The organism is Microcoleus sp. FACHB-SPT15 (genome assembly GCF_014849525.1).
GTDB classification, from domain to species: domain Bacteria; phylum Cyanobacteriota; class Cyanobacteriia; order Cyanobacteriales; family Coleofasciculaceae; genus Symplocastrum; species Symplocastrum torsivum.
Genome location: NZ_JACJNU010000044.1, coordinates 65,230 through 86,885 on the forward strand (window position 1 = coordinate 65,230; position 21,656 = coordinate 86,885).

Annotated in this window: 16 protein-coding genes; 11 read left to right on the top strand and 5 right to left on the bottom strand. The window is 47.6% G+C overall.

Annotated features, from left to right (window positions below):
- Window positions 1-3 precede the first annotated feature (3 nt).
- The 5 genes from H6F98_RS14705 (at window position 4) to H6F98_RS14725 (ending at window position 10,101) form a co-directional block, all read left to right on the top strand.
- Complete coding sequence (locus tag H6F98_RS14705) at window positions 4-2,199, top strand: putative baseplate assembly protein (RefSeq protein ID WP_192219449.1); 2,196 nt, start codon at window positions 4-6, stop codon at window positions 2,197-2,199.
- Between the two features lie 210 nt (window positions 2,200-2,409).
- The gene (locus H6F98_RS14710) at window positions 2,410-3,468 is read left to right on the top strand and encodes a phage tail protein (RefSeq protein ID WP_192219450.1); all 1,059 of its coding nucleotides are present in this window, start codon (window positions 2,410-2,412) and stop codon (window positions 3,466-3,468) included.
- Between the two features lie 85 nt (window positions 3,469-3,553).
- Window positions 3,554-4,954 (top strand): hypothetical protein, encoded by a 1,401-nt coding sequence (locus tag H6F98_RS14715; RefSeq protein ID WP_192219451.1) that lies wholly within the window; start codon window positions 3,554-3,556, stop codon window positions 4,952-4,954.
- Window positions 4,955-4,967: 13 nt separating this feature from the next.
- A complete protein-coding gene (locus H6F98_RS14720; protein WP_192219452.1) occupies window positions 4,968-7,187 on the top strand; it encodes a hypothetical protein in 2,220 nt (739 codons plus the stop codon).
- A 76-nt stretch (window positions 7,188-7,263) separates the two neighbouring features.
- Window positions 7,264-10,101, top strand: a complete 2,838-nt coding sequence (locus H6F98_RS14725) for a hypothetical protein (protein WP_192219453.1) — start codon at window positions 7,264-7,266, stop codon at window positions 10,099-10,101.
- 151 nt (window positions 10,102-10,252) lie between these two features.
- Here the strand turns inward: H6F98_RS14725 and H6F98_RS14730 are convergent, their stop codons facing one another.
- From H6F98_RS14730 to H6F98_RS14750, 5 genes are all read right to left on the bottom strand, one after another.
- The gene (locus H6F98_RS14730; RefSeq protein ID WP_192219454.1) at window positions 10,253-11,128 is read right to left on the bottom strand and encodes a 4Fe-4S domain-containing protein; all 876 of its coding nucleotides are present in this window, start codon (window positions 11,126-11,128) and stop codon (window positions 10,253-10,255) included.
- 303 nt (window positions 11,129-11,431) lie between these two features.
- A complete protein-coding gene (locus H6F98_RS14735; protein WP_192219455.1) occupies window positions 11,432-12,415 on the bottom strand; it encodes a glycosyltransferase family 2 protein in 984 nt (327 codons plus the stop codon).
- Between the two features lie 164 nt (window positions 12,416-12,579).
- A complete protein-coding gene (locus tag H6F98_RS14740; RefSeq protein WP_192219456.1) occupies window positions 12,580-13,725 on the bottom strand; it encodes an N-acetylmuramoyl-L-alanine amidase in 1,146 nt (381 codons plus the stop codon).
- A gap of 304 nt (window positions 13,726-14,029) precedes the next feature.
- Complete coding sequence (locus H6F98_RS14745) at window positions 14,030-14,866, bottom strand: DUF6885 family protein (protein ID WP_192219457.1); 837 nt, start codon at window positions 14,864-14,866, stop codon at window positions 14,030-14,032.
- An 87-nt stretch (window positions 14,867-14,953) separates the two neighbouring features.
- Window positions 14,954-15,154 carry a hypothetical protein gene (locus H6F98_RS14750; RefSeq protein WP_192219458.1) on the bottom strand — a complete coding sequence of 67 codons (201 nt, stop codon included), beginning with the start codon at window positions 15,152-15,154 and terminating at the stop codon, window positions 14,954-14,956.
- A gap of 526 nt (window positions 15,155-15,680) precedes the next feature.
- Here H6F98_RS14750 and H6F98_RS14755 point away from each other — a divergent pair.
- The 6 genes from H6F98_RS14755 (at window position 15,681) to H6F98_RS14780 (ending at window position 21,580) form a co-directional block, all read left to right on the top strand.
- Window positions 15,681-16,835 carry an MIR domain-containing protein gene (locus tag H6F98_RS14755; protein WP_192219459.1) on the top strand — a complete coding sequence of 385 codons (1,155 nt, stop codon included), beginning with the start codon at window positions 15,681-15,683 and terminating at the stop codon, window positions 16,833-16,835.
- Window positions 16,836-17,193: 358 nt separating this feature from the next.
- A complete protein-coding gene (locus tag H6F98_RS14760; protein ID WP_192219460.1) occupies window positions 17,194-18,237 on the top strand; it encodes a hemerythrin domain-containing protein in 1,044 nt (347 codons plus the stop codon).
- A gap of 111 nt (window positions 18,238-18,348) precedes the next feature.
- Entirely contained in the window at window positions 18,349-18,732 is a 384-nt protein-coding gene (locus tag H6F98_RS14765; protein ID WP_242058536.1) for a hypothetical protein, read from the top strand.
- A gap of 48 nt (window positions 18,733-18,780) precedes the next feature.
- The gene (locus H6F98_RS14770) at window positions 18,781-20,256 is read left to right on the top strand and encodes an RtcB family protein (RefSeq protein WP_242058537.1); all 1,476 of its coding nucleotides are present in this window, start codon (window positions 18,781-18,783) and stop codon (window positions 20,254-20,256) included.
- A gap of 3 nt (window positions 20,257-20,259) precedes the next feature.
- Window positions 20,260-21,144 carry a GTP-binding protein gene (locus tag H6F98_RS14775; RefSeq protein ID WP_192219462.1) on the top strand — a complete coding sequence of 295 codons (885 nt, stop codon included), beginning with the start codon at window positions 20,260-20,262 and terminating at the stop codon, window positions 21,142-21,144.
- Complete coding sequence (locus H6F98_RS14780; RefSeq protein ID WP_313929878.1) at window positions 21,134-21,580, top strand: archease; 447 nt, start codon at window positions 21,134-21,136, stop codon at window positions 21,578-21,580. Before H6F98_RS14775 ends, H6F98_RS14780 begins: the two co-directional genes overlap by 11 nt.
- The last annotated feature ends 76 nt before the right edge of the window (window positions 21,581-21,656 follow it).

A 21,656-nucleotide genomic window follows, 5' to 3' on the forward strand; every position in this document is an offset into this window, starting at 1 on the left:
GCTGTGGAATTTGATTTCTTACCCAACCTGCCTAAGTCCAATCTGGATGACCGGACGTTTAAAGACCTCGTAGACGAGTGTATTTTGCGTATTCCGCGCTACTGTCCAGAGTGGACGAATTACAACGCTAGCGATCCTGGAATTACCTTGGTCGAGCTATTTGCTTGGCTTACCGACCAGATGCTGTTGCGGTTTAACCAGGTGCCTCGGCGTAACTATGTGGCGTTTCTGGAACTTTTGGGTATTCGCCTCCAACCCCCAGCACCAGCGCGGACGGAGGTGACGCTCTATCTGGCAGCCGCTTTGCCTTCCTTATACCAGATTCCTGCTGGCAAAGAGGTGGCAACTGAGCGCACGGAAACTGAAGAAGCGATTGTGTTTACAACAGACCAGCCGCTTTCAATTGGGGTTCCGAGAATTCGCCATTTTCTTACTGCCGAAACGCTGGAAGAGCGACCTCAACTATTACGCGATCGCTTTTCCAATCTCTGGACACAAGCCTCTAATGGCAGTTGGGAAGGTCGAGAACAGCCCGTATTTAGCGATCGCCCCCAACAAGGTAATTGTTTTTACCTCGTATTTGAACCCGATCAGCCGCTAGAAGGCAATGTTCTTGCTATCACCTTACGCGGAAGACCAGCAGGTTCTACAGGTATCAATCCCGATCGCCCCCCTCGGCATTGGGAAGCCTGGAATGGCATCCGATGGCAACCCATCCTTCGCAGAAATGCAGATGATGGAACGCGAGGCTTTAGCTTTGATGATGTATCCCAGCAACAGGAACTCAATGCGGTGCGGGAAGCGGATGTAATCCTCCATCTTCCCCAACACTGGCCTTCTACATATTTCTCTACCTATCAGGGGCGCTGGTTGCGCTGCGTTTACACCGAACCCCACACCGTTCAATCAGGTTACAGTTCGTCCCCCACATTTATGGGACTAGCAACCCGCTCAATTGGGGGAACCGTTAACGCGAGTCAATGTACGCTGGTTCAAGATGAATTGCTGGGCGAAAGTGACGGAACACCCGGTCAAACGTTTCAGCTTCAAAGTAGACCAATCCTTCCAAGACTGGCAGAAGAGCATCTCCTCGTTACACCACCTTTAGGTTTACCTCAAGTTTGGCAGGAGGTGAGTAACTTTGCTGAGTCCGGTTCTGAAGATCGGCACTACACAATTGACTCGCTGACAGGACAGTTGCAATTTGGTCCCCTAATTCGAGAACCTGCACAACTCAAAGAGCAAACTCAGATTCGCGCCCAAACACAACAGGATAATGGCATTTATCTAGGGGGGGAACCAGCCGCGATGCAAGTGATGGAGCGGCAGTATGGAGCAATCCCTCCGCGTGGCTCTGTGATCCGAATGGTGGCGTACCGCACAGGAGGAGGACGACGTGGGAATGTTCAAGCCGGGACACTCCGCATTCTCAAGTCAGCCATTCCCTACGTTGCTAGTGTGGTGAATCACGAAGCGGCTCGAAACGGTGCAGATGCTGAATCGCTTGAAGATGCTGTGATTCGCGTACCAAAACTGCTGCGAACTCGCGATCGCGCTGTGACTCCTGAAGACTTTGAACTATTGACTCTTCAAGCTGGCGACGGAGCCGTAGCGCAAGTCCGATGTCCTGCTCGTCAAACGGGTGGAGCAACAAACGGGGTCGTCAACTTATTCATCGTGCCTCAAGCCGACATCAGTGGTATCGAACGAGGACAAGGAATTAGCCCCGACCAACTCGCCTTGAGTCCACCGTTGCAGGAAAAAATCCTCGCTTATCTCGATGAACGACGGCTTCTCGGTATCCAGGTGCGGCTTCAGGAACCCGAATATGTTGGCGTTGCCGTTCAAACCGAGGTAGGGCTAGAGCCAGAGTACAATAACCCGCAATCACGGCAAGAAATCCTTCGTCGTCTCCAGGTTAGCTTGTATCAGTTTCTCAATCCCCTTACGGGGGGCGTGAAGGGCGAAGGCTGGTCGTTTGGTTGCCCCGTCTACACCTCGGATATTATTGCCTTGTTTCAGCGAACCCCAGGAGTGCGGTATTTAGGCACTGTTTTATTATTTGAGTTACGCAAGCAAGGGCAAACCTGGGTGCGAAGCCTTGCCTCGAATGGATTAGTGGCACCGGGTTCCCACGGGCTAATTTGTTCCTGGGCTGATGAACACTTACGCTCTGGTCATGCCATTAGCCTAATATGAACAAAAAAAAGGCAGATGGCCGAAGGAATTTATTCCGATACCTTCTTCACGAGCATAGGAGCAACTGCTCATGAGCAAGGGTCACAATCTCAATTGAAGGTATTTCAGTGGCTGGGAGCGACTGGGGGCTTGCATCGCCCTGACGCTCCTACCTTCTACCTTCTGCCTTCGTCACCATGAACTATGAACCATGAACCATTTTGAATTCTCATGACTCAACCCCGTTCGGTTCAGACGATTAGCCTCTTACTCACCCCAATGCAGCTCCCAGAGGCAGCGCCCACTCAAGCCTCAGGAGCAACTTCTGCAACGTGGACGGCTGAATCATCAAAGGTTGATGCCACGCCTCCCCTAAGTTTGGGATTATCTCCTGGTGAACCGAGCGAAATTATTGTTCAGATTAAAAACGAAAGCGATCGCCCCCTCCAACTTGACTTTAAGATTGAAGGAGATTTTCCTCTACAGTGGTGTCAAATTGGTCAGGAAGGCAGTGAACTTCTGGCACGGCAGCAGATGGATGCGGTTCTTTACTTTCAAATTGCCGCTGATTTTTTTGAGCAACACCAAAACCTCAGTTCGGATAAATCATTAAAAATCGACTATCGCGGTCAACTTCACGTTTACGCCACCCAACCCGATACGGAACAACGGCAAGTGAAGTCCGCAACCTTCAATCTCTACGTTCGTCCTCGTAGTCTTTACCTCAACTTTTTGCCATCCGTCTACCGTGAGGTGGACTTTATCGGTCGCTTGCTCAAAATCTTTGAACAAGCCTTTGAGCCAACTGTTCAAACCTTAGATGTCCTCTGGGCGCACCTTGACCCCCTAACTGCCCCCCAAGCCTTGCTGCCTTTTTTAGCTCACTGGGTTGGTTGGCCAAGCGATGTCCCTTGGAGTACACACGAGCAACGTCGCCTGATTCGCCATGCGATGGACATTTATCGTTGGCGGGGAACTCGTCAGGGGTTAAGGCTTTACTTGCATCTTTATACTGGACTCCCTCTAGATGAGCCAGGAGTAGCAGAATCAGAAAAAGCCATTAGTATTCAAGAAGTTTTTAGCGAGGGGTTTATTTTGGGTTCTGCTCGCCTCGGACAAGAAGCCATTTTAGGAGGAGGACGACCTTATCACTTTATTGTTTGGCTACGTTGCCAAGAGCCAAAGCGAATTGATGAAGGCTTGGTACGTTCAATTATTGACCAGGAAAAACCTGCTTTTTGCACGTATGACCTGTATATTGAGGAATCATTAACAGCAGCTAACACCTAGCCCTTAGCTGTTGTGCGTTTAATTTGTACATAGAAACTAGCTTTCCTCATTTTGAATTTTTTAGTTTGAATTTTTAATTCTTAAAATGTCTCGTTTCTTCCCCTTTCCTCCATTTCAAGCTTTTGAACGACTCCAGATCGCTGATGGTCTATTAATGACGGCACAGCGATGGAAAAGCGCTCATGATTATCATCGACAACGGCAAAACTTTCACCACCAATCGCTACATCAACCGGGTGTCGTCTGTGGGCTAGGAGTGTCGGTGATTCCGGCTCCAATGGATGTAGCGGCTCAGTACCGAGATGGGCGCTGGTTACAAGTTCAGCCTGGAATTGCGATCGATCTACTGGGGAACCCAATCATTGTGTCCCAGCCAGAAGCTTTCCGTATTCAATCGGAGCCACCCCCCTGTCAGTCATTGGTCGTTTATTTGGTTGTTAGCTATGTTGACCCCGATCAACTGCGTCAGTCAGCAGGGAGAGAAAGTGTTCAGGAAAGGTTCCGGATTGTTGAAAAGACAAATCCAAGTGAGTTGGATGTTGAATTGTGCCGCATTCATCTCCAATCAGGAGAAGTAAGGCTTCAAACTCCAATTGATGTCTTCTTTCCAGGAGTGAACGAGTTGGATCTACGTTACCGACAGCCAGTCTGTTCTCGACCTTTGGGGATTGTACAGGTTGCTCAGGTGACATTGGGAACTCAACAGGACAATCAGATTGCGTCTACCCTTTCTCAACTGCTTCAGGCAGTGGCAGTACTCTATCCGACATTACAAGGAGAAACTGAGATTGGGCAAATGACTCCCCAGTTCCTTGCCAATGCAGACTTATCAAACTACGACCTGCTTTACCTGCCGCGTCAATACTTACTCAGCTTTGAGCAACCCGTTATTGACACGTTGGGGCAGTATTTAGAGCGTGGGGGAGTGCTGCTGATTGTCGTTGACTTTGAGGAGGTCAATCTAGATGAACTACTTACGGTGAAACAAGAATTGCAGGTTGCCCTTGATAATTTGGGAGATGAGGCAGAACTGATGGTGATGCGGCAAGACTTAGAGGTAGAAATCAGCGCGATTGACGCAAACATCGCTCAGCATATTCAAGAGGTTTGTTATTCCATCAATGCTGTAGCAGAGAGAATGGGGTATTCCTTAGAAGGCGTAGGTTCTCTGAATCACCAACACCCTCTGCGGCTTCACCCGTTTTTATTCGCCCAATTTCCCCTCATTAATGGTCAACCCCTGCACCTGTTTAACTGGGGTGGGATTATCCTCATGGTCGGTAATCTCGCTCAATGTTGGGGACTGGATGAGGCGTTGACTCTGCCACGAGAGACGATCCGAACGGCGCAAGAGATGGGTATCAATCTTTTGCATTTTGCATGGCATCGTCATCAACTGACTCAGCTTCAGCAAGCTTCACCGTTCACGACAACTGCAAGCGAGCATACCCAAACCCTGATCGAGCAAGTACCAGTCGTTGAGTAGGGGTTTTGAGCGGATGGCGAAACAAATTAGCACTGAGATTTCTACCCAAGTCCTCCACTACAAGCCAGGAGGTGCCCCAGCAACTTTTGAGTTGACTGTCAACAATGATAGCGATCGCTTTGCCGCGTTTCAGGTCGATTTGTCGGCAGCAGGCTCTGATCCAAAGCTTGGGTCGAGTTGGTATCGTTTAGTCCCTGCTATCTCTTCAAAAATTCCAGGCGGAGATTACACCCGTTTCCAGGTCGAAATTTTAGCAGTTCCACCTGTTCCAGGGGGCTTCACGGGTACGATGAATCTAACCGTGCGGGTTTTCTCATGGGAACTCAACGATGAAGACAGACAGATTTTGCGGTTAGTCGTTGAAGGTTCAGGTATCTTGCCTTCCACGTTGGCATTATCTGAGCGTAAATTTCAGGGGTATCCGGGTGATTTAATTGATGTGTCGGTAGCCGTTAGCAACTCAAACCGTCAGGCAGTTGATGTGACGCTGCGGCTTAGCGGGATAGACCTAAATTGGTTCCCGAATGGCGCAGAAAAACAGCTCCACATTCCCGCTAGAGGACAGACAGATGCGGTATTTGCGTGTCAGTTACCCGATGCAACCCAGGCTCCAAGTGGAGTCTATACGCTGAGTGTTGAAGCGACTCAGCTTCGGGCAGTACCTGTCCAAGCTCAAGCAACACTAACTATATTGCCTGCTGGATTTATGGAGTTTCGTTGTTCTCCGACGCGGCAGCAACTCCCCATGAAACCTCGCCGCTGGCTCAATCCGGCAGTAGACACCGCGACTTATGCCCTTGAGCTAGAAAATCAGAGCAATTTGCCCCAGGAAGCAAGCGTCGATGTCCGCTATCAAGACGAGAGTAGCGAAAAACCGCGCAGGTGGTTTCCTTTGTTTGGGGGCAATGCCAAATCACCTGTCAAACCGCCAGACCTTTCAGCGAAAGTTGCAACGAACACCTTAGAGGTCAAGCCAGGGCTGGTCAACTTAGGGGTTGGGGAAACTGCTCAGCTTGAGTTGATTATCCGTCGAAGATTACCGTGGATTGGCTGGTCGCGACGGCGCTTTCTGCAAGCTAAGGCGATCGTCTCCGACCCGCGTCTCGATCTTCGCAACGATACGCAAACGCTAGAACTACGTGTTTCGCCGCAGATTCCTCTTTGGTTACAGCTAGCGGGTATTCTGTTCGTCTTACTTCTCGGCTGGCTCATCTTGGGTCGCCAGCGGGGACATACCGGACCTGTTACAGCAGTCCAGTTTAGTGGGCAAGCGGATGAGGTGGTGAGCGTGTCAACAGATGGCACTGTCCGTCGTTGGCAGGCTAACGGCACTCATCTTAAATCACGGGGGATATTGGAGCAGGGTGATAAAGCCGTGCGCGTCGTGCGGTACCGTCCGGTGAACAATGATCAAGTGGCAGTGGGATTTGAAAACGGACAAATCCAGATTTGGGATTTGCTGTTTGGCGAACGGCAGTCGTCATTTTCCTATCGAAACGATGATCGCGTTTTTGACCTTGCCTTTACTCAAGACTCTCGCTCGTTATTTAGTGGTCACGGGAGTGGGTTAATTTTACAGTGGGGCATAGAACCCGGAAGACGCGCACTCACCCAGGTGAAGCCACGACGCGGGTTCAAAGTTGACTATGCCGTTCAGTCCCTTGCCCTTGTCGGTTCAACAGAGAATCATTTGGCGATCGCAGGTCGCTACAATCGGCTGACTCTGCTGAACTTGGCAACAGAAACTAATCGAGAGATGCCATACCGAACCGGAGGGTTCAATGACTACATCATGAGTTTGGCAACAGCAAGTCAACAGCCTGATTTGCTGGCAACGGCAGATAATCGGGGAACCATTACCCTCTGGAATTTGCGCCGCTGTTTAGCCGATAACAAGGCTCCCTGCGAACAGGTCGATGACTGGTCTACAGGACACGGTGGAGCCGCCGTTCGCTCAGTTGCCTTAAGTGCTGATGGTTGCAATCTCGTCAGTGCTGGCGACGATGGGCGAGTCGTCCTCTGGTCTTTGACCTCAGAGGGCACTCGCAGTCCAGCACTGATTGAAGGGAAGACACTGTATCAATCGTCAGTGCCGCTCAATGCTGTAGACCTCATCCGCACTAAAGACCGCATTTTGGTTGCCAGCGGTAGTCAAGATCATCAGGTCAGGTTGCATAGCATAGACGAGGCAACTGCACAGGCAGGTGGCACATGCAGTAGCTTTGCTCAGTAAGGGGCAAGTGTTAGGGGCTAGGAATTTTCTAATACCTAACACCTACTCTTAAAGATCGGGATAGGGAAGTAGGAAGATGACGGGAAATCAATTGAGTTCAGAGGCAGGACAGCCGCGTAATTCGTCAAGCTTAGTCGAACTGCGGCGGTTAACTGCCGAGCAGCAGCAACTCCTTACCTGGATGGCACAGCAGGAAGCAGGTGTCAGCTTAGCTGAGATTGCTGCCCAAACCCGCAAATCTGAGGAAGAGGTCAGCAGGCTACTTGCAGAACTCAGGCAGCAAGATTTAATTTTCAACGTTGGCAGCGATCGCTATCGCGCTTCGTCTCCTACCCAAGGTGATTCACTAGCCGATAGCTACGCTTCAGGCAGCTTCTCCGACAACCTGCTACAGTCGCTTAGTCCGAGCAAACCGCTTGCCGTTATCCTCAACTCCACTGGTAAGGATGTTGTCACATCAGGAGGAACGTTTGAACTGGCAGTCACTGTAACGAATAGAGGTAGCCAAAGTGCTGTTGTTCACATTTTTATTGATGACCTTTCTATTCTGTTGCGTCAATGGTGTCAATCGAGTCAGGAATACCTTGCTCTATCACCCGACCAAAGTGGTGAGGTTGTTTTTCGATTTCAGATACCTGTTGAGGTGCTGCCGGGAACGTTTCATTATCTCCTCGTCGTTGATGCGCCGCAGCATTACCCAGAATATCCTCCAGCTCGGTATTCGCAACAGCTAGAAATTTTGCCCCCTAGTCTTGACATTGTCAAAGCGAGTGACCCGACCTTCGTCATACAACCGCCAACGAGTTCAGCAAAGCCTGCTGTCCTGCAACCGAGTAGTGTTCTGCAACTGCAAGTTTTAGTCTACAACCGCTCCGATCGCGTTGATCGCTTCCGTTTGACTTGTACAGACTTGCCGGAATCTTGGTTTACTATTACCTACCCCCAGGAAACTCAAGGATTGGGGCTAGTACTAGAAGCTGAGAGTTTGGGTCTCAATCCCGGAGATCAAAGTCAAATTTTGCTGCTCATTACCCCGCCCTCAGATGCCCTAGCAGCGAACTATATCCCAACCGTGCGGCTGTACTCGGAAAATAACCCAGACCTCAATCTTTTAGATTTGGTGTATTTCCAGGTTCTCCCGATCTACTTACTCCAACCTGCCCTGCGACCCATTATCAGTCGAATCAGGGAGCAATCAGGATTACTTGAAGTACAACTTGTCAATAGCGGTAATACAGAGCGTGAGCTTCTCCTGCGGGTGAATGACTTAGATGGAGGTGAAAGTTGCACCTACCGCCTTGAGCCAAACGAAGTCAAAATAGCGCCAAAAGAAACCGCACGGGCGAAGTTAACAGTACAGCCGACCCGGTGGTGGCGGCGCCCTCTGTGGGGTGGGGGTCGAGTGCTGAACTTTCAGGTAGAGTTAGAAGACCGCCAGCAGGTACCCTTACCCAGTAGCTTGCTGCCGGGATATGTGACATGGGCAGCACGTCCCTGGTGGCAACTGCTCCCTTTGGTGCTGGCAGGGTTAGGCACTTTGGCGCTTTTGGTTTGGCTGATTTGGTGGTTGTTTTTTAGACCGCCAGTTTCCCCAAAAATCTTAGAATTTTATGTTGAGGATTCCCGTTACTCGGCGGCGAATGGGGATGTCGCACAAGTCGGATGGCAAATTCAGTTTCCCAACCGCATCCGCTCTCTGAGAATTACTGGTCAGGCTCCGGATGGTCGGGCAATTAGTGGCCCACTTGTCTATGACTTTAGTCAATCCCTGCCCCCAGCGCTGAAACCGTTTTGTACACTTGAGCAAGTCCTTTTAACGTGTAGAAACGTTCGCACCGATGCTCGGCAAGCGGGGGAATATATCTTTGAACTTACCTTGATTCCCAAACGGGGACGGGGGCAAACGCTAGAGACTCGGAAAACGGATCGGATCGCAATTGACCCAGTTCCCTTGCCGCAGGTGGTTGAGTTCAAACCAACCCAAGCCGCTTATCTAGAAGCGAAGAATACACCAGCGAATCAGTCTGCACGGGGTAATACCCAGGCTTCTCCAGCAATTACAAATCCATCCGACATTCGGCTGAACTGGGTAGTAACCCGACCCCAAGACCTGCAAGCACTTCAGCTTGTAGGGCGTACACCGGATGGTGCGATCGCTCGTCCGCCACAGCGCTTTAACTTCGCTCAGGGTATTCCTAAAGAGTTGCAAGAATTTTGTGAGATTGGCAACGTCTTAGTCTGCCAGAATCTAGGGACAGGCGTGCGGCAAGCCGGAGACTACATTTTTGAATTAATTGCTATCCCCAAAGATGAGTCAGCAAAAGCTCCAGAACCAACCAAAACTCACCCAATCAAGATTCAACCCCGCCCTGCCCAAATTCTTAACTTCCGAATCAATAACCAGGATGCTAGACCAAAGTACTTAATTCCCATGGAACAGGGGCAGCCTCCCCTGGCGTTGGTTGTGTCTTGGAACGTTGAGGGAGGGGGAAGTACAGCCGTACAACTGTTGCCTTCTCCTGGAAGCGTTCCCTTGCAAGGAGCCGTCGCTTTTCCCCTCAGCCAGCAACCGGAAAGTCAAACAATTACTTTGCAAGTAAGCAATGGTGTAGGGCAACCAATCACACGCTCCGTCACTATTGAGACGTTTGACCCCACTCCCACTGATCCGGCTGCTACCGCTGCTGCTGCCGTTGCTGCTGCGGCGGCAAATGCCCGACAAAACGCAGAGGCGATGCAAGAACAATCAGGTGCATCGTCACCCTCAACACCCCCCTCAACGTCACCTTCACCCCCCTCTTCAACCTCCTCCCCTTCCCCAACACCAGAACCATCTATTCCCTCCCTAAACTCGCCTGCTCCCTCTACTAGCGATCGCCTTTCTCCTTCGGAACTGCCTCCACAGTTTGACTAGCTGGCGAGTGATTAATGCTTCTAGCAAACGTTATGGGTAAAGTACTGAAAAATACATCCATAGCTGTAGCCATAAAGGTTAGGACAGATTTAAGGGCCCAAACAACCACGTACTCCTGATAAGCCTTCTGCCTTTTGCCTTCTGCCTTTTGCTACTTAGTGGACTTCATCCAAGTAATGCACTGTTGTAGCTGTTGGTTCATTGTCTTTGCATCTGCATGGTAGCGGCGTCCATGACCAGGCAGTACCCACTCAAATGAGTAGTTCACCAACTTGTGCATTGATTTAGTTAATTCTGTCCACGAGTACCAGCAAGCTCTTCGGAAAGCAATTAGCTGATTAAGCTCGTCTGACCAAGCCAGATGGTCACCAGTAAACAGAAACTTGTTGTTGTACAGCAAAACTGTATGACCTTTGGTGTGACCAGGAACGGGAATAATTAATAAATCAGGAGCTAGCTCAAAGAGTTCCGAGCCAGATAGCTGAATTTCAACATTTCGCGTTCCACTGTTGATTTCGTCGCTATGCAGGATGCGCTCACACTTGAAATGCTCAGCATATTTCTGATGATCGGCAACATCATCGCGATGCGTCAGGTACAAGTAGCGAATCCCACCCATTTCTTCAATACGCTTAACAAGTGGCGGCGTAAAACGAGGAGAATCTACTAAAACATTTCCTTCAGGGCGTTGAATGAAGTAGCTAGCTGCACCGTAGGAATCCTCGGCATGGTAGCCACAGTGATAGACATTTTCTGCTACTAAAATCGGCAAACTCTGTTGTGCTTCTTTGATGTCCTTCGGCTTTTCAACAGTGCCAATGGAAGCCGTAGGACAAGCTAATAACGCTTGAAGCGATCGCAATCGTTCTATTTCTGATGTCGGTTGATGATAAACCGCAGATTGCCCACCAGCACTATGAAACACCTCCGGAACCATCCATCGGCAAGTATCACAATCAATGCAGGTACTATCAACGTAAAAGTCACCACTCACGTTTTGAGAGCGGCGTTGCTGGAGATGAGCCACTGTGAAACCTCCGACTATTCTTGCAAGCTTTTTGAGTGTATTTATAAATCATAGTCATTATGAGTATGGATTGTGTGGGCAGAGAATAAATTGTCCCATCAATAGCTGTAGGGCACAGCTTTTCTGTACCCTACACTTGCCACCTGAATAACTTTTTTCTAGGAGTCTTTTACCTTGGGTTCATCAGGTTTAAGAGGAATTACACTCTCGTTAAGGGAGATGAGGGAGTAATTTCGGCCCTACCTCTCCTACTTTCCCATCTTCCTCACCTTCTCTACCTTCCTTCAATTAGTGACATTCGGTTTAAGAGGAGTGAACTTTTTGTTTAACTGATTGAGTCGAATCAAAGCCATAAGATTCTCGCACCAAGTACAGTGGGCGCCCCTTTACCTCTTCATATACACGACCCAGATATTCACCAAGGACACCTAAACTGACCAGTTGAACTCCTCCCAAGAAGAGGACAGCAACCATGATCGAAGCATAACCAGGTAGGTCTACTCCAAAAAGTACAGTACGAATGACTAGAAAGCTTGCGTAGAAGAATGCAGGAATAGCAACTAAAAGACCAATATAACTCCAGACTTTTAGAGGAATAAAGCTAAAGGAGGTAATTCCATCCAGAGCAAAGTTCCAAAGTCGCCAGTAGTTCCAGGTTGTTTCTCCTTTGTAACGTGAGGGACGGTCATAAAGAATCGAAGTTTGTTTGAAACCTACCCAAGCAAACAAACCTTTCATAAAACGATTGCGTTCTGGCAGTTGCTTAATAGCATCAACCACACGACGGTCTATTAAGCGGAAATCTCCCGTGTCGCGGGGAATCGGGACATGACTAATGCGATCAATAATTCGGTAAAATGCATTAGCGGTGAGGCGCTTTATCCAGCTTTCTCCTTGACGCGAGCGACGAGTCGCCAAAACCACATCATAGCCTTCGCGCCACTTTGCAACCAGATCTGCAATTAATTCTGGTGGGTCTTGTAAATCAGCATCAATGGGTACAACAGCATCACCACATGTATAGTCCAAACCTGCGCTCAGAGCAATTTCTTTACCATAATTTCGAGACAGATTAACGACTTTAATGGCAGGGTTTTGTTGATGATGTTCAATCAGTCGTTCAATTGTATTGTCTCTACTCCCATCATTCACACAAACAATTTCATAGGTCATGTTGAGGCGATTAAGGACAGAGGTTAATCGCTCAAACAGATAGTCAAGATTCTGCTCCTCGTTATACACGGGAACGACTACAGAAAGTTCAACATCACCTGAATATGAAGGCATGGTGTAAGAAGTGTGAACTAACGAAAACTACCCCAGCCAAAATATATCACTACAGAGGGTTTGGGGATTCCTGAATTAGGATGATGTTTTTAAATGGGTGAAGCTGTCAAGTCCCCTAAAGATATAAACTGGCGCTGGGCTAATCCTTAGTCCCTAACTAAACCCTAGCTGAGATTCAGTGTTGTCCAGGTTTTTTCTCCAACAATTCCGTCGGGAGAAATCCCTTTAGCTTTCTGAAAGGCAATTACAGCCGTTTGTGTCGCAGCACCAAAGATTCCATCAGCAACGCCTGGATTAAATCCTTGCTGTTGTAGACGCTGTTGGAGTTGTTTAACTTCAGGACCAACGGCTCCTCGTTGGAGTGGTAGAAACGGTTGTGAAGGTGTATCTCGCCATTTTTGAGAAAATTCTTCCAACACTTGTTTTGAGACTTGTCCTTGCAACCATGCGATCGCCTGATCCTGGTGAGGTAAGCCGCGATAATACTTATAAGTGTCAATTAGACTCAGTGTTGCGGGTGGGGATTCTGGCAGGACAGGAACAACCGACAGCGCCTGCCAAGTTGCGGGACCAACTACACCATCTGCCTTCAACCCGTTAAACTTCTGAAAGGAAACAACAGCTTGTACTGTACCAGAGCCAAAAATACCGTCGATTGGTCCCGGATTAAAGCCTTTGGCTTTCAGGAGTTGCTGTAGTTCTTTGACTTTCGTTCCTGTAGAGCCTTCCCGCAGATAGTCTTCGACTGAAGCATCAATGCGTTGTCGGACTTCGTTGCGTAATCGAGGTAATTGGCTGTACAACCAATCACCAGGGCATTGTGTTGGGGAAAAGTCTCGATGTCCTCGAATATTGTCTGGGCTAATTTTGCAGGACGAACAAATCGAAGCACACAACTCAACCAAACTATTCCACTGCAGGGCTTTCATCTGGTAGGTGGTAAAGGTACCTTCATTTTCAATTCCTGGTGACTCATTACCCTTAGTGTTACCTGCATGAGCAGAGCGAACACTACGCCCCTGTACAATTGCCGCTAAAGAGCCTTGTCTGCCCTCTAGCAAAAATCCACTAGTCGTGTTCAAGAAGTTGTGACCAGAATCTACCCAGCCAAAGCCATCCATGTGGGCTTTTTGAACACTTTTGGCAAACTCCTTAGCTCCTGTTAGCGTTCCTTTCGAGGCATCATTGGGGGGATTCGGGGTAGCCGTATGATGAATGATGATGTACTGCGGTCGAGTTATCTCTGACCATTGTTTTGGGGGCTTTGCTCCCCAGTCTTTGGCGGTAATGACACTGGCCGTGAATGACATCCTTACCTCTTGTCGTAAGTTGTAATGGCTTGATGGTTGCGATAGTGCTGAACTTCGTTCCGCTTTACTAAGGCGCTGCTGCAAGCTGATCGCGAGTGGAACATCTAGCCATAAAGCAGGTGTGACTTGTTTTTAACCTACTGTGTCACTCATTGCAAAGGGGGTTCTTTATCCTTGACATTTTTATAGAAATGTTAGATGGAACTGCTTGCAGGAGAAACTGTACAGAGATTTCTGCCTAGATGCGTCAGTAGGTTCTTCTGGAGGCAACAAACTCTCCAATCGAGAACCCTTCTGACTTTGCCTAACTACTTTGGGATTGTCCGTCACAACGTACTGGGGTTCCGTTATCCCAGCTAGCAATATCAAAGCTTTGTTCCCTAGCTTGTTGTTCTACCTCAGCCTGATTCTCTGCCGCAACGAATAAAAATACACCGCCCTCTTTACCATCATCACGTCGGAGGGCGGAGGCGATCGCATCTTGTGGTTGCAAGTGGTAGCCGTCCCAGCCAAAGATTGGGTAGGTGTCCCGGACAAGGAGAAGCGATCGCTGATTTCCTTCAACGCTTCCCGCTAGCGTCACAAAGTGACCGACATCCCAATCGGCTTCGGGCGGTGATATATCCTCACCAGCGAGGTAAGCCAAGGCATCTGTCAAGGTTATACGCGAACCCCAGAAATGTCCAGTTTGCACGTTGCAAAGTGGTACTGCCTCCCAACTACGATTCTTCTGGCACAAGGCGATTAAATCTTCCATGCTCTCTGGTGACCAGTTGGCACGAAGCGGCACTAATGCATAACGCCCCAATGAGGCTTGGAACACGGCATTAATTAACCCAGTTGCCGCTGTACCCGCCTCTTGAACGTTAACCGTCTCTGGCAGTCGTTGAGAATAGTCTTGACGTGAACTTGCTCCTGGTGGCACCCAATGAGTCGGGTCACCGATTGGTAACGTTGAGTCTGCCAACAATGCTAGTTGCGTCACATCAACACCTGTAACCCCATGAGCCTGAAGCAGCATCGAAGCCCAGTAAGGGCCACAGAGATTATCCGGTTGCTGACCAGCAAGACGATACGGCTGGTTGATTCGCTCAGCACCAGGGAAAAACTTGACTGAGAGACAGGCTGGCAGATTCAACATAGTTCAAGGGGCTGAACAATTGGCAGGGAATCTGAGAGTAACCCTTTAAGTTCTTACATAGTACAACGTGAGCAAACAGACATAATCTCACTCACTACTACTAGGACTCAAGGCATTTGCCTTTTCTCCTGGAATTAGGTTTAGGATATTCTGCGCTTCTTTTAGAGAAACAATTGTGAAGTTTAATTTAAAGTGGAAAGGCTCCACACGGCTGGGTGTTATTGGGGCAGACTCCCAGACTGTAAGACGATAGCCAAGGTTAAGTGGTTTGAGTTCGTAGTGTATCATCAAAGTTTTTGCCAAAAGTCAAATAATTAGTGCTGCCTACACTTATCTCTTGAGCTATGGCAACTTATGCCAATGGAAGTAGACAATCGTTTTCCTACAATGGTTTTCAATTGACTGGAAGTCATAGTTTTTAACTTAGGAAAGGAGAAAATAAAAAACAAAATTCACTCCTACTTTTCCTATTTCAAAAAGACTGTCCCTTATCAACATGAAAACCCATCTAAACAGCCAAGAAGGCTTTGGTGCCTGGTTGTCTTGATTTATAAACCGTTTAAATACTAAAGCGTGAATAGGCTGTTGCACTTCACCCAACTGTATCACCCGATCGGGTGAAGACATTTTTTGCTTTATTCCTATGAACAAAAACCCAAAGTTTTGAATATTTATACCTGAATTTTTCTTCGTCAATTAGATTGTGTGCCAGTTCCTTTTCTGGTGTAAATTGGAAAGTTCCGTCCGGAGCCACAACACCTTCTACTGGAGCTTATGAAGTCATCAATTCTTGACTTAACCTCAGGAGAAATTTATGCGAGTTCGGATCGAGTTAGTAGAAGTATATTGCCGCGATACAGAGGATGTTACTGGGGCCGACACATTATATCTAGTTGGTGGTGTGTCGGACGGAAGACAAACGCAACCTGTACTAACCAATCGACTGTGGATTAATGACAACCAAACTCGTTCATTTGCTGCTGATCGCAGTGTCATGTTTGATGCTGATGTACCAGAGAACAGAAGTGTTCATATTGGTCTACAAGCCTTTGATGAAGATGCAGCCAGAGACTGGGCTAAGCATGGTGAGTGGGTTACTCAGTTAACTGATGCGATCGCAGGAGAAATTGAGCAACTCCCCCGTGACCCACAGATACCGCAGGGTCCAGGTAGCAGTCAAAACCCAGACCCCGCAAAAGTAGCCGCCGCAATTCTGCGAGGAGCGGTGCGAGTCGTTGGGTTCTTTGCCCAGCTTGACAAAGATGATAAGCTCGGTCAAACAACAATAGACATCCCAGTAGGAGTTCCTGGCACAGAAATCAAAGAGTGGAACTTTAGCGGACGTAACCTCGGTGGGGCTTTGGGATGGTCTACTTGGAATTACACGGTTCGCTATCGTGTTAGCCAATTAGCGCCAGGTACTTCAGGTGCGATCGCAACCTTCGGAAATAAAATCAAGCTGCGTCATCTTGCAACAGCTAGAACCCTTCACTCACACCCACTCAATTACGGTCACTCCCGTACATCTGGTCAGCAACAGGTAACAGCCTATGAGGGGGCGGATGATAACGATCTCTGGATTATTAAAGGAGCGCATGGGCAACCTGACAACCATAGGGCAGGGCAACCCGTTCAAAATGGTGACATTATTCGCTTGCAGCATGGGTTAACTGGGAGAAACTTACACAGTCATGGCGGAATCCCTTCCCCAGTAACGGGTCAGCAAGAAGTTACCTGTTTCGGTGACAACGGCTTTGGCGATGACAATGATAACTGGCGAGTTGAAATCGAAGGTGGTGGAGCTTGGGATACGAATCGGCGAATGAGGCTGATTCACGTTAATACCAATCATGCTCTGCACTCTCACTTCGGGTACTCCCATCCTAATTGGACGGCAAGTCAGCAGGAAGTTACAGGTTTTGCAGGGCGAGATGATAATGATTGGTGGTCGCTTTTCGAGATTCATTAAGCTGCTGCCATCTAGCGGAGTTGTCCACTAATCCAAAATCCAAAGTGGTATAAGCGATCACGCTTTTAATTTACAACAACTGCTCACCCAAAGGGGAAAGGTCAATTCATACATACCTTTTCCCTTTTTCCTTTTTCCCAAAACTAGTTAGCTGTAGAGAACTAAAGGAGAAAGTAGAAGGCAGGTTCTCTTCACGCTGGCTCTAGCCTGAGTTGACAAACCCTAGACCGCTCCTTTAGAGAGAGGTTTAGGCAAAGCCGTAACGTTAGGCTCGAAACTATAGGAAATTTGTGTAAAAAGCCTGCTCAGAATTTTCATAGATTCTGAGAAATTTGTGATTGCTAGAGGAGAGTAAAAAATGGTATCGACTCTTGATGACACCAAGCGGCTTGCCATTGCAACAAAATTGGCAGATATGAAAGCACTACAAAATCTGTTGATTAACAATGAGCAGCAATTCATTCAGAATTGCAGTGATGAGGATATTCGCAAGCGCCTACAGGATATGCTCGAAGATGACCAGAAAAACCTAGGCGTTCTCGATACTGTAATCATTCAGTACGGTGTCAAGGGAGAGGTTAAGGAAACAACCCAGAAGCTAATCGAGGAAGTCCAGAAACTTATGGGAAGTTCTGAACTAACTCTGTTTGAAAAAGTATTTCAGCATGAATTACTCAAGCATAGGCAGGCGATGGCTGGACTACTAATCCACAAAGCAGCTCAAGTTGTTGGTGCTGATATTGAAGCAGCGATTACTCCTTTAAATACAGTTAACTTTGAAAACCGCGCTCATCAAGAACAACTCAAAGGCGTTCTTGAAATTTTGGGAGTTCGTGAACTGACAGGACAAGAACCAAAGCAAGGACTGTGGGGACGAGTTCAAGATGCTGTTGCTGCTTTAACAGGTGTAGCGGGTAGTGTAATAACGCGCACTGATGATGAGATGAGTATCCGCAACCTTCTCCGCATGGATCATACCAAAGCTGATACATTATTCGCGGAAATTTTAGGGGCTGACGACCCTCAAAAAATTCAAGAGTACTTTGGACAACTCTACAAAGATATCAAAGTCCATGGTACAGCCGAGGAACAAGTTCTCTATCCAGCAGTTCGACCCTATTACGAACACACACAAGAAATATACAAGCAAACTGATGAAGTGATGGAGATGTTAGATGAAATTAAACCTCTATCTCCTACTTCATCTGAATTCAAAACAAAAATTGAACAGTTAAGAACGGCAACGAGAAATCACATTAATCAAGAAGAAAAAGATATCTTTACCATAATTAGAGACAACTTCAGCGAGGAGCAGCAAAATCAACTTGCTACTGAATTCAAAACGGCTAAAAGTCAGTTACAAACAGAGATAGCTGATTCCACTCACGCAACAGTAAGCTAACTAAACCTCAAGTCAATAGCTAAAAAAATAGCTAGTACTTGATTGATCATCCATCAACGAAATATTTTCAGCGAATATCTTTTCACATTTTGTGCAACTATGAGCAATCCAATGACGTGGAAGTATATCTTTCTACTCAAGGCTGTGATCAATTGGGTAGAGTCTATAGCTTTGCTACTTACCGATTCATGGATTCGCGAGTGGCTTGGTCAGCCACCTCTTACCAATCCTGAATACTTGCACCTATTTCTCGTGTTGGTATTTGTTATTGGGCTTGGCTATTGGTGGGTTGGTAATGATATCTCGCACAATCACGGCATTGTCAAACTGGGAATTCTCGCGCAATCTTCAGTCTTTATTGTCTTGGCTTATCACACCTTGGTACGCAGCCTTCACCCATTTTATTTAATTCCAGGTGTCATTGACCTAAGCTTTGCGATTCTCTTTGGTCTGTTTCTCTACTCTTACGGTCGTATTAAACCAGCTCTAGAGTGACCTTCCGTTGCAGAAATGCTTTGAAAAGACAGTAGATATAGAACGTGAATGGGAGTAGAGCCAATGGTGATGATGAAAAATTTAAAACGAATTTCTGACACGGTTTGGGAAATCCCTGTTTCCTACAAAGAGGGTATGCGCGTTCCTGCCCGGATATATGGAACAGAGAAGATAATTCAGGAATTAGACGAAGCCGTTTATGACCAAGTGACCAACGTAGCAACGCTTCCAGGGATAACAAAGTACGCCTTATGTATGCCTGATGGACACTTCGGCTATGGGTTTCCCATTGGTGGAGTGGCGGCGATGGATGTAGACCAAGGCGGTGTAATTTCCCCTGGTGGCATCGGTTTTGATATTAATTGTGGAATGCGTCTACTAGTTACCAACCTGACCTATAAAGATGTTAAACCCCATATCAAAAAGCTGGTAGATAAACTCTACCAAAGGGTTCCTGCTGGAGTGGGGAGCAGTGGCTTTGTGAAGATTTCGCGGGAAGAGTTTCGGCAGGTTGTCGAGAAAGGCGCTCGTTGGTGCATCGACAATGGCTATGGTTGGGAAGAAGATTTGGAACTCATTGAAGAAAACGGCTGCATGAAGGGTGCCGATGCTTCAAAGATTAGTGAAAAGGCAATTGATCGAGGTTTTAACCAAATCGGTACTCTGGGTTCTGGTAACCACTACCTTGAGATTCAAGTAGCTCGAAAGGAACACATTTTTGATCGTGATTTAGCCGAGACTTTAGGAATTACTCGCCCAGATCAAGTGGTGGTGATGTTCCACTGTGGCAGTCGCGGATTTGGTCATCAGGTAGCAACTGACTATCTGCAAGTTTTTCTAAAAGTGATGGAGAGCAAGTACGGCATCAAGATTTTAGATCGGGAACTTGCCTGTGCGCCTCTCAACTCTCCTGAGGGTCAAGCCTACTTTGCGGCGATGAAGTGCGGCATCAATATGTCTTATGTCAATCGTCAAGTCATTTTGCACCGCATCCGTGAGGTGTTTTCTGAGATATTTGGAAGTTCTGCGGAAGACTTGGGTATGCACATGGTTTACGACGTAGCCCATAATACCGCTAAGTTAGAGCGTCACATCGTTGATGGGAAAGAGCGATCGCTTCTTGTCCATCGTAAGGGTGCAACTCGTGCTTTCGGACCAGGGATGGCAGATGTGCCGGAGCGGTACAAAGAAATTGGTCAGCCAGTTATCATTGGCGGCAGTATGGAAACTGGATCTTACTTATTGGTTGGCGTACCGACTGGCGACCAGACGTTCTTCAGCACTGCTCATGGTAGCGGACGAACGATGAGTCGAACAAAGGCGCGGAAAACCTGGCAGGGAGACCAACTCCAAAGGGATATGCTGCGTAAAGGCATCTATGTCCGCAGTACCTCAAAGCCTGGACTGGCGGAGGAAGCGGGTGGCGCGTACAAAGATATTGAGGATGTCATTGAAGCGGCTGAGTTAGCTGGAATTAGCAAACGGGTTGTTCGGCTGACTCCAATCGGAAATGTTAAGGGGTAGAGTATGCAAGTACGCACACCACTCACAGTTATTACTGGGCCGCTTGGAAGCGGAAAGACGACACTACTACGTCACATCCTCAATACGGTTTCCAGCAAAATCGCTATTCTGATGAACGAATTTGGCGAAATTGCGATCGACAGTAAAATCATTGCCGGGAAAAATGTCGAGATGGCAGACCTCGGTGGGGGTTGCGTATGCTGTTCGCTGCTGGGTGAGTTTGAAGCGGCTGTCGAGGAAATTATTAATACCGTTGACCCAGATTACATTGTGGTGGAGACAACTGGAGTTGCAGAGCCAGATGCGCTGGTATTCGATATTCAAGAGAGTTTACCAAAGGTGCGACTGGATGGAGTTGTGACAGTTATTGATGCAGATGCAATGGTGAAATATCCGTCTGTGGGACACACAACTCGGCTACAAATTGAAGGAGCAGACACTATCCTCTTAAACAAAGTTGATTTGGTGTCGGAAAGCGAGTTAAAAGCGATAGAAGAGAAGTTGCACTCGTTTAATGAAGTCGCCTCAATTTTGCACACCCAACGGGGTCAAGTGGATACAGATTTGCTATTTGGCATTGCAAGAGAGCGAGTTGAAAAACCGCCTCATCACGTTCACCAACCCGAATTTGAATCATTCAGCTATACTTCGGAAGCTACCTTCAATCCAGAATGTTTTGAGGGATTTGCTGATAGTCTTGAGACAGAGGTGTATCGGGCAAAAGGTTTTATCCAGTTTGATTCAGGTACCTATTTGTTTAATTTCGTAGCTGGACGCTGGGATTTGGAGCGATTTGAACAAGAAGGAACGGAGTTAGTTTTTATTGGCAAACAGTTGAGCAATCGCAAAGAAGAAATTATTAGTCAGTTAAAAACGTGTGAGCAATAGTTCTATGCCTTATGAGTTTCTCGAAGATATTGCCACTGCTGATATTGCTTTTCACGCTTGGGGAAAGGATTTAGAGGAGCTTTTCATAGCGGCAGGTGATGCAACGATTAATGTGATGATTGATAATCTAGATGCGCTCGCACTTAAAGAAACGCGCACTTTCACCTTGGAAAATGATGAGCTAGATATGCTGCTGTTCAATTTTCTGCAAGAATTCGTCTACTACAAGGATAGTGAACTACTTCTACTTCGAGCGCAGCAGGTTCAGATTGAGGAGAAGAACGGAGAATATCATCTCAGTGCAGTGACTCAGGGAGAAACGCTTGACTTAGAAAGACACGAACAACGGGTAGATGTCAAAGCTGTTACGTTACACCGTTTCCAATTAGAAAAAACGGATGACGGTTGGACAGCAATGGTAATTCTTGATATTTAGGGAGTGTCTACAACTATGAGACATTAAGGGCGAGAATCTCTTCCCCTGCTTTGAAACTGTAAGGTGAGTAACTTCC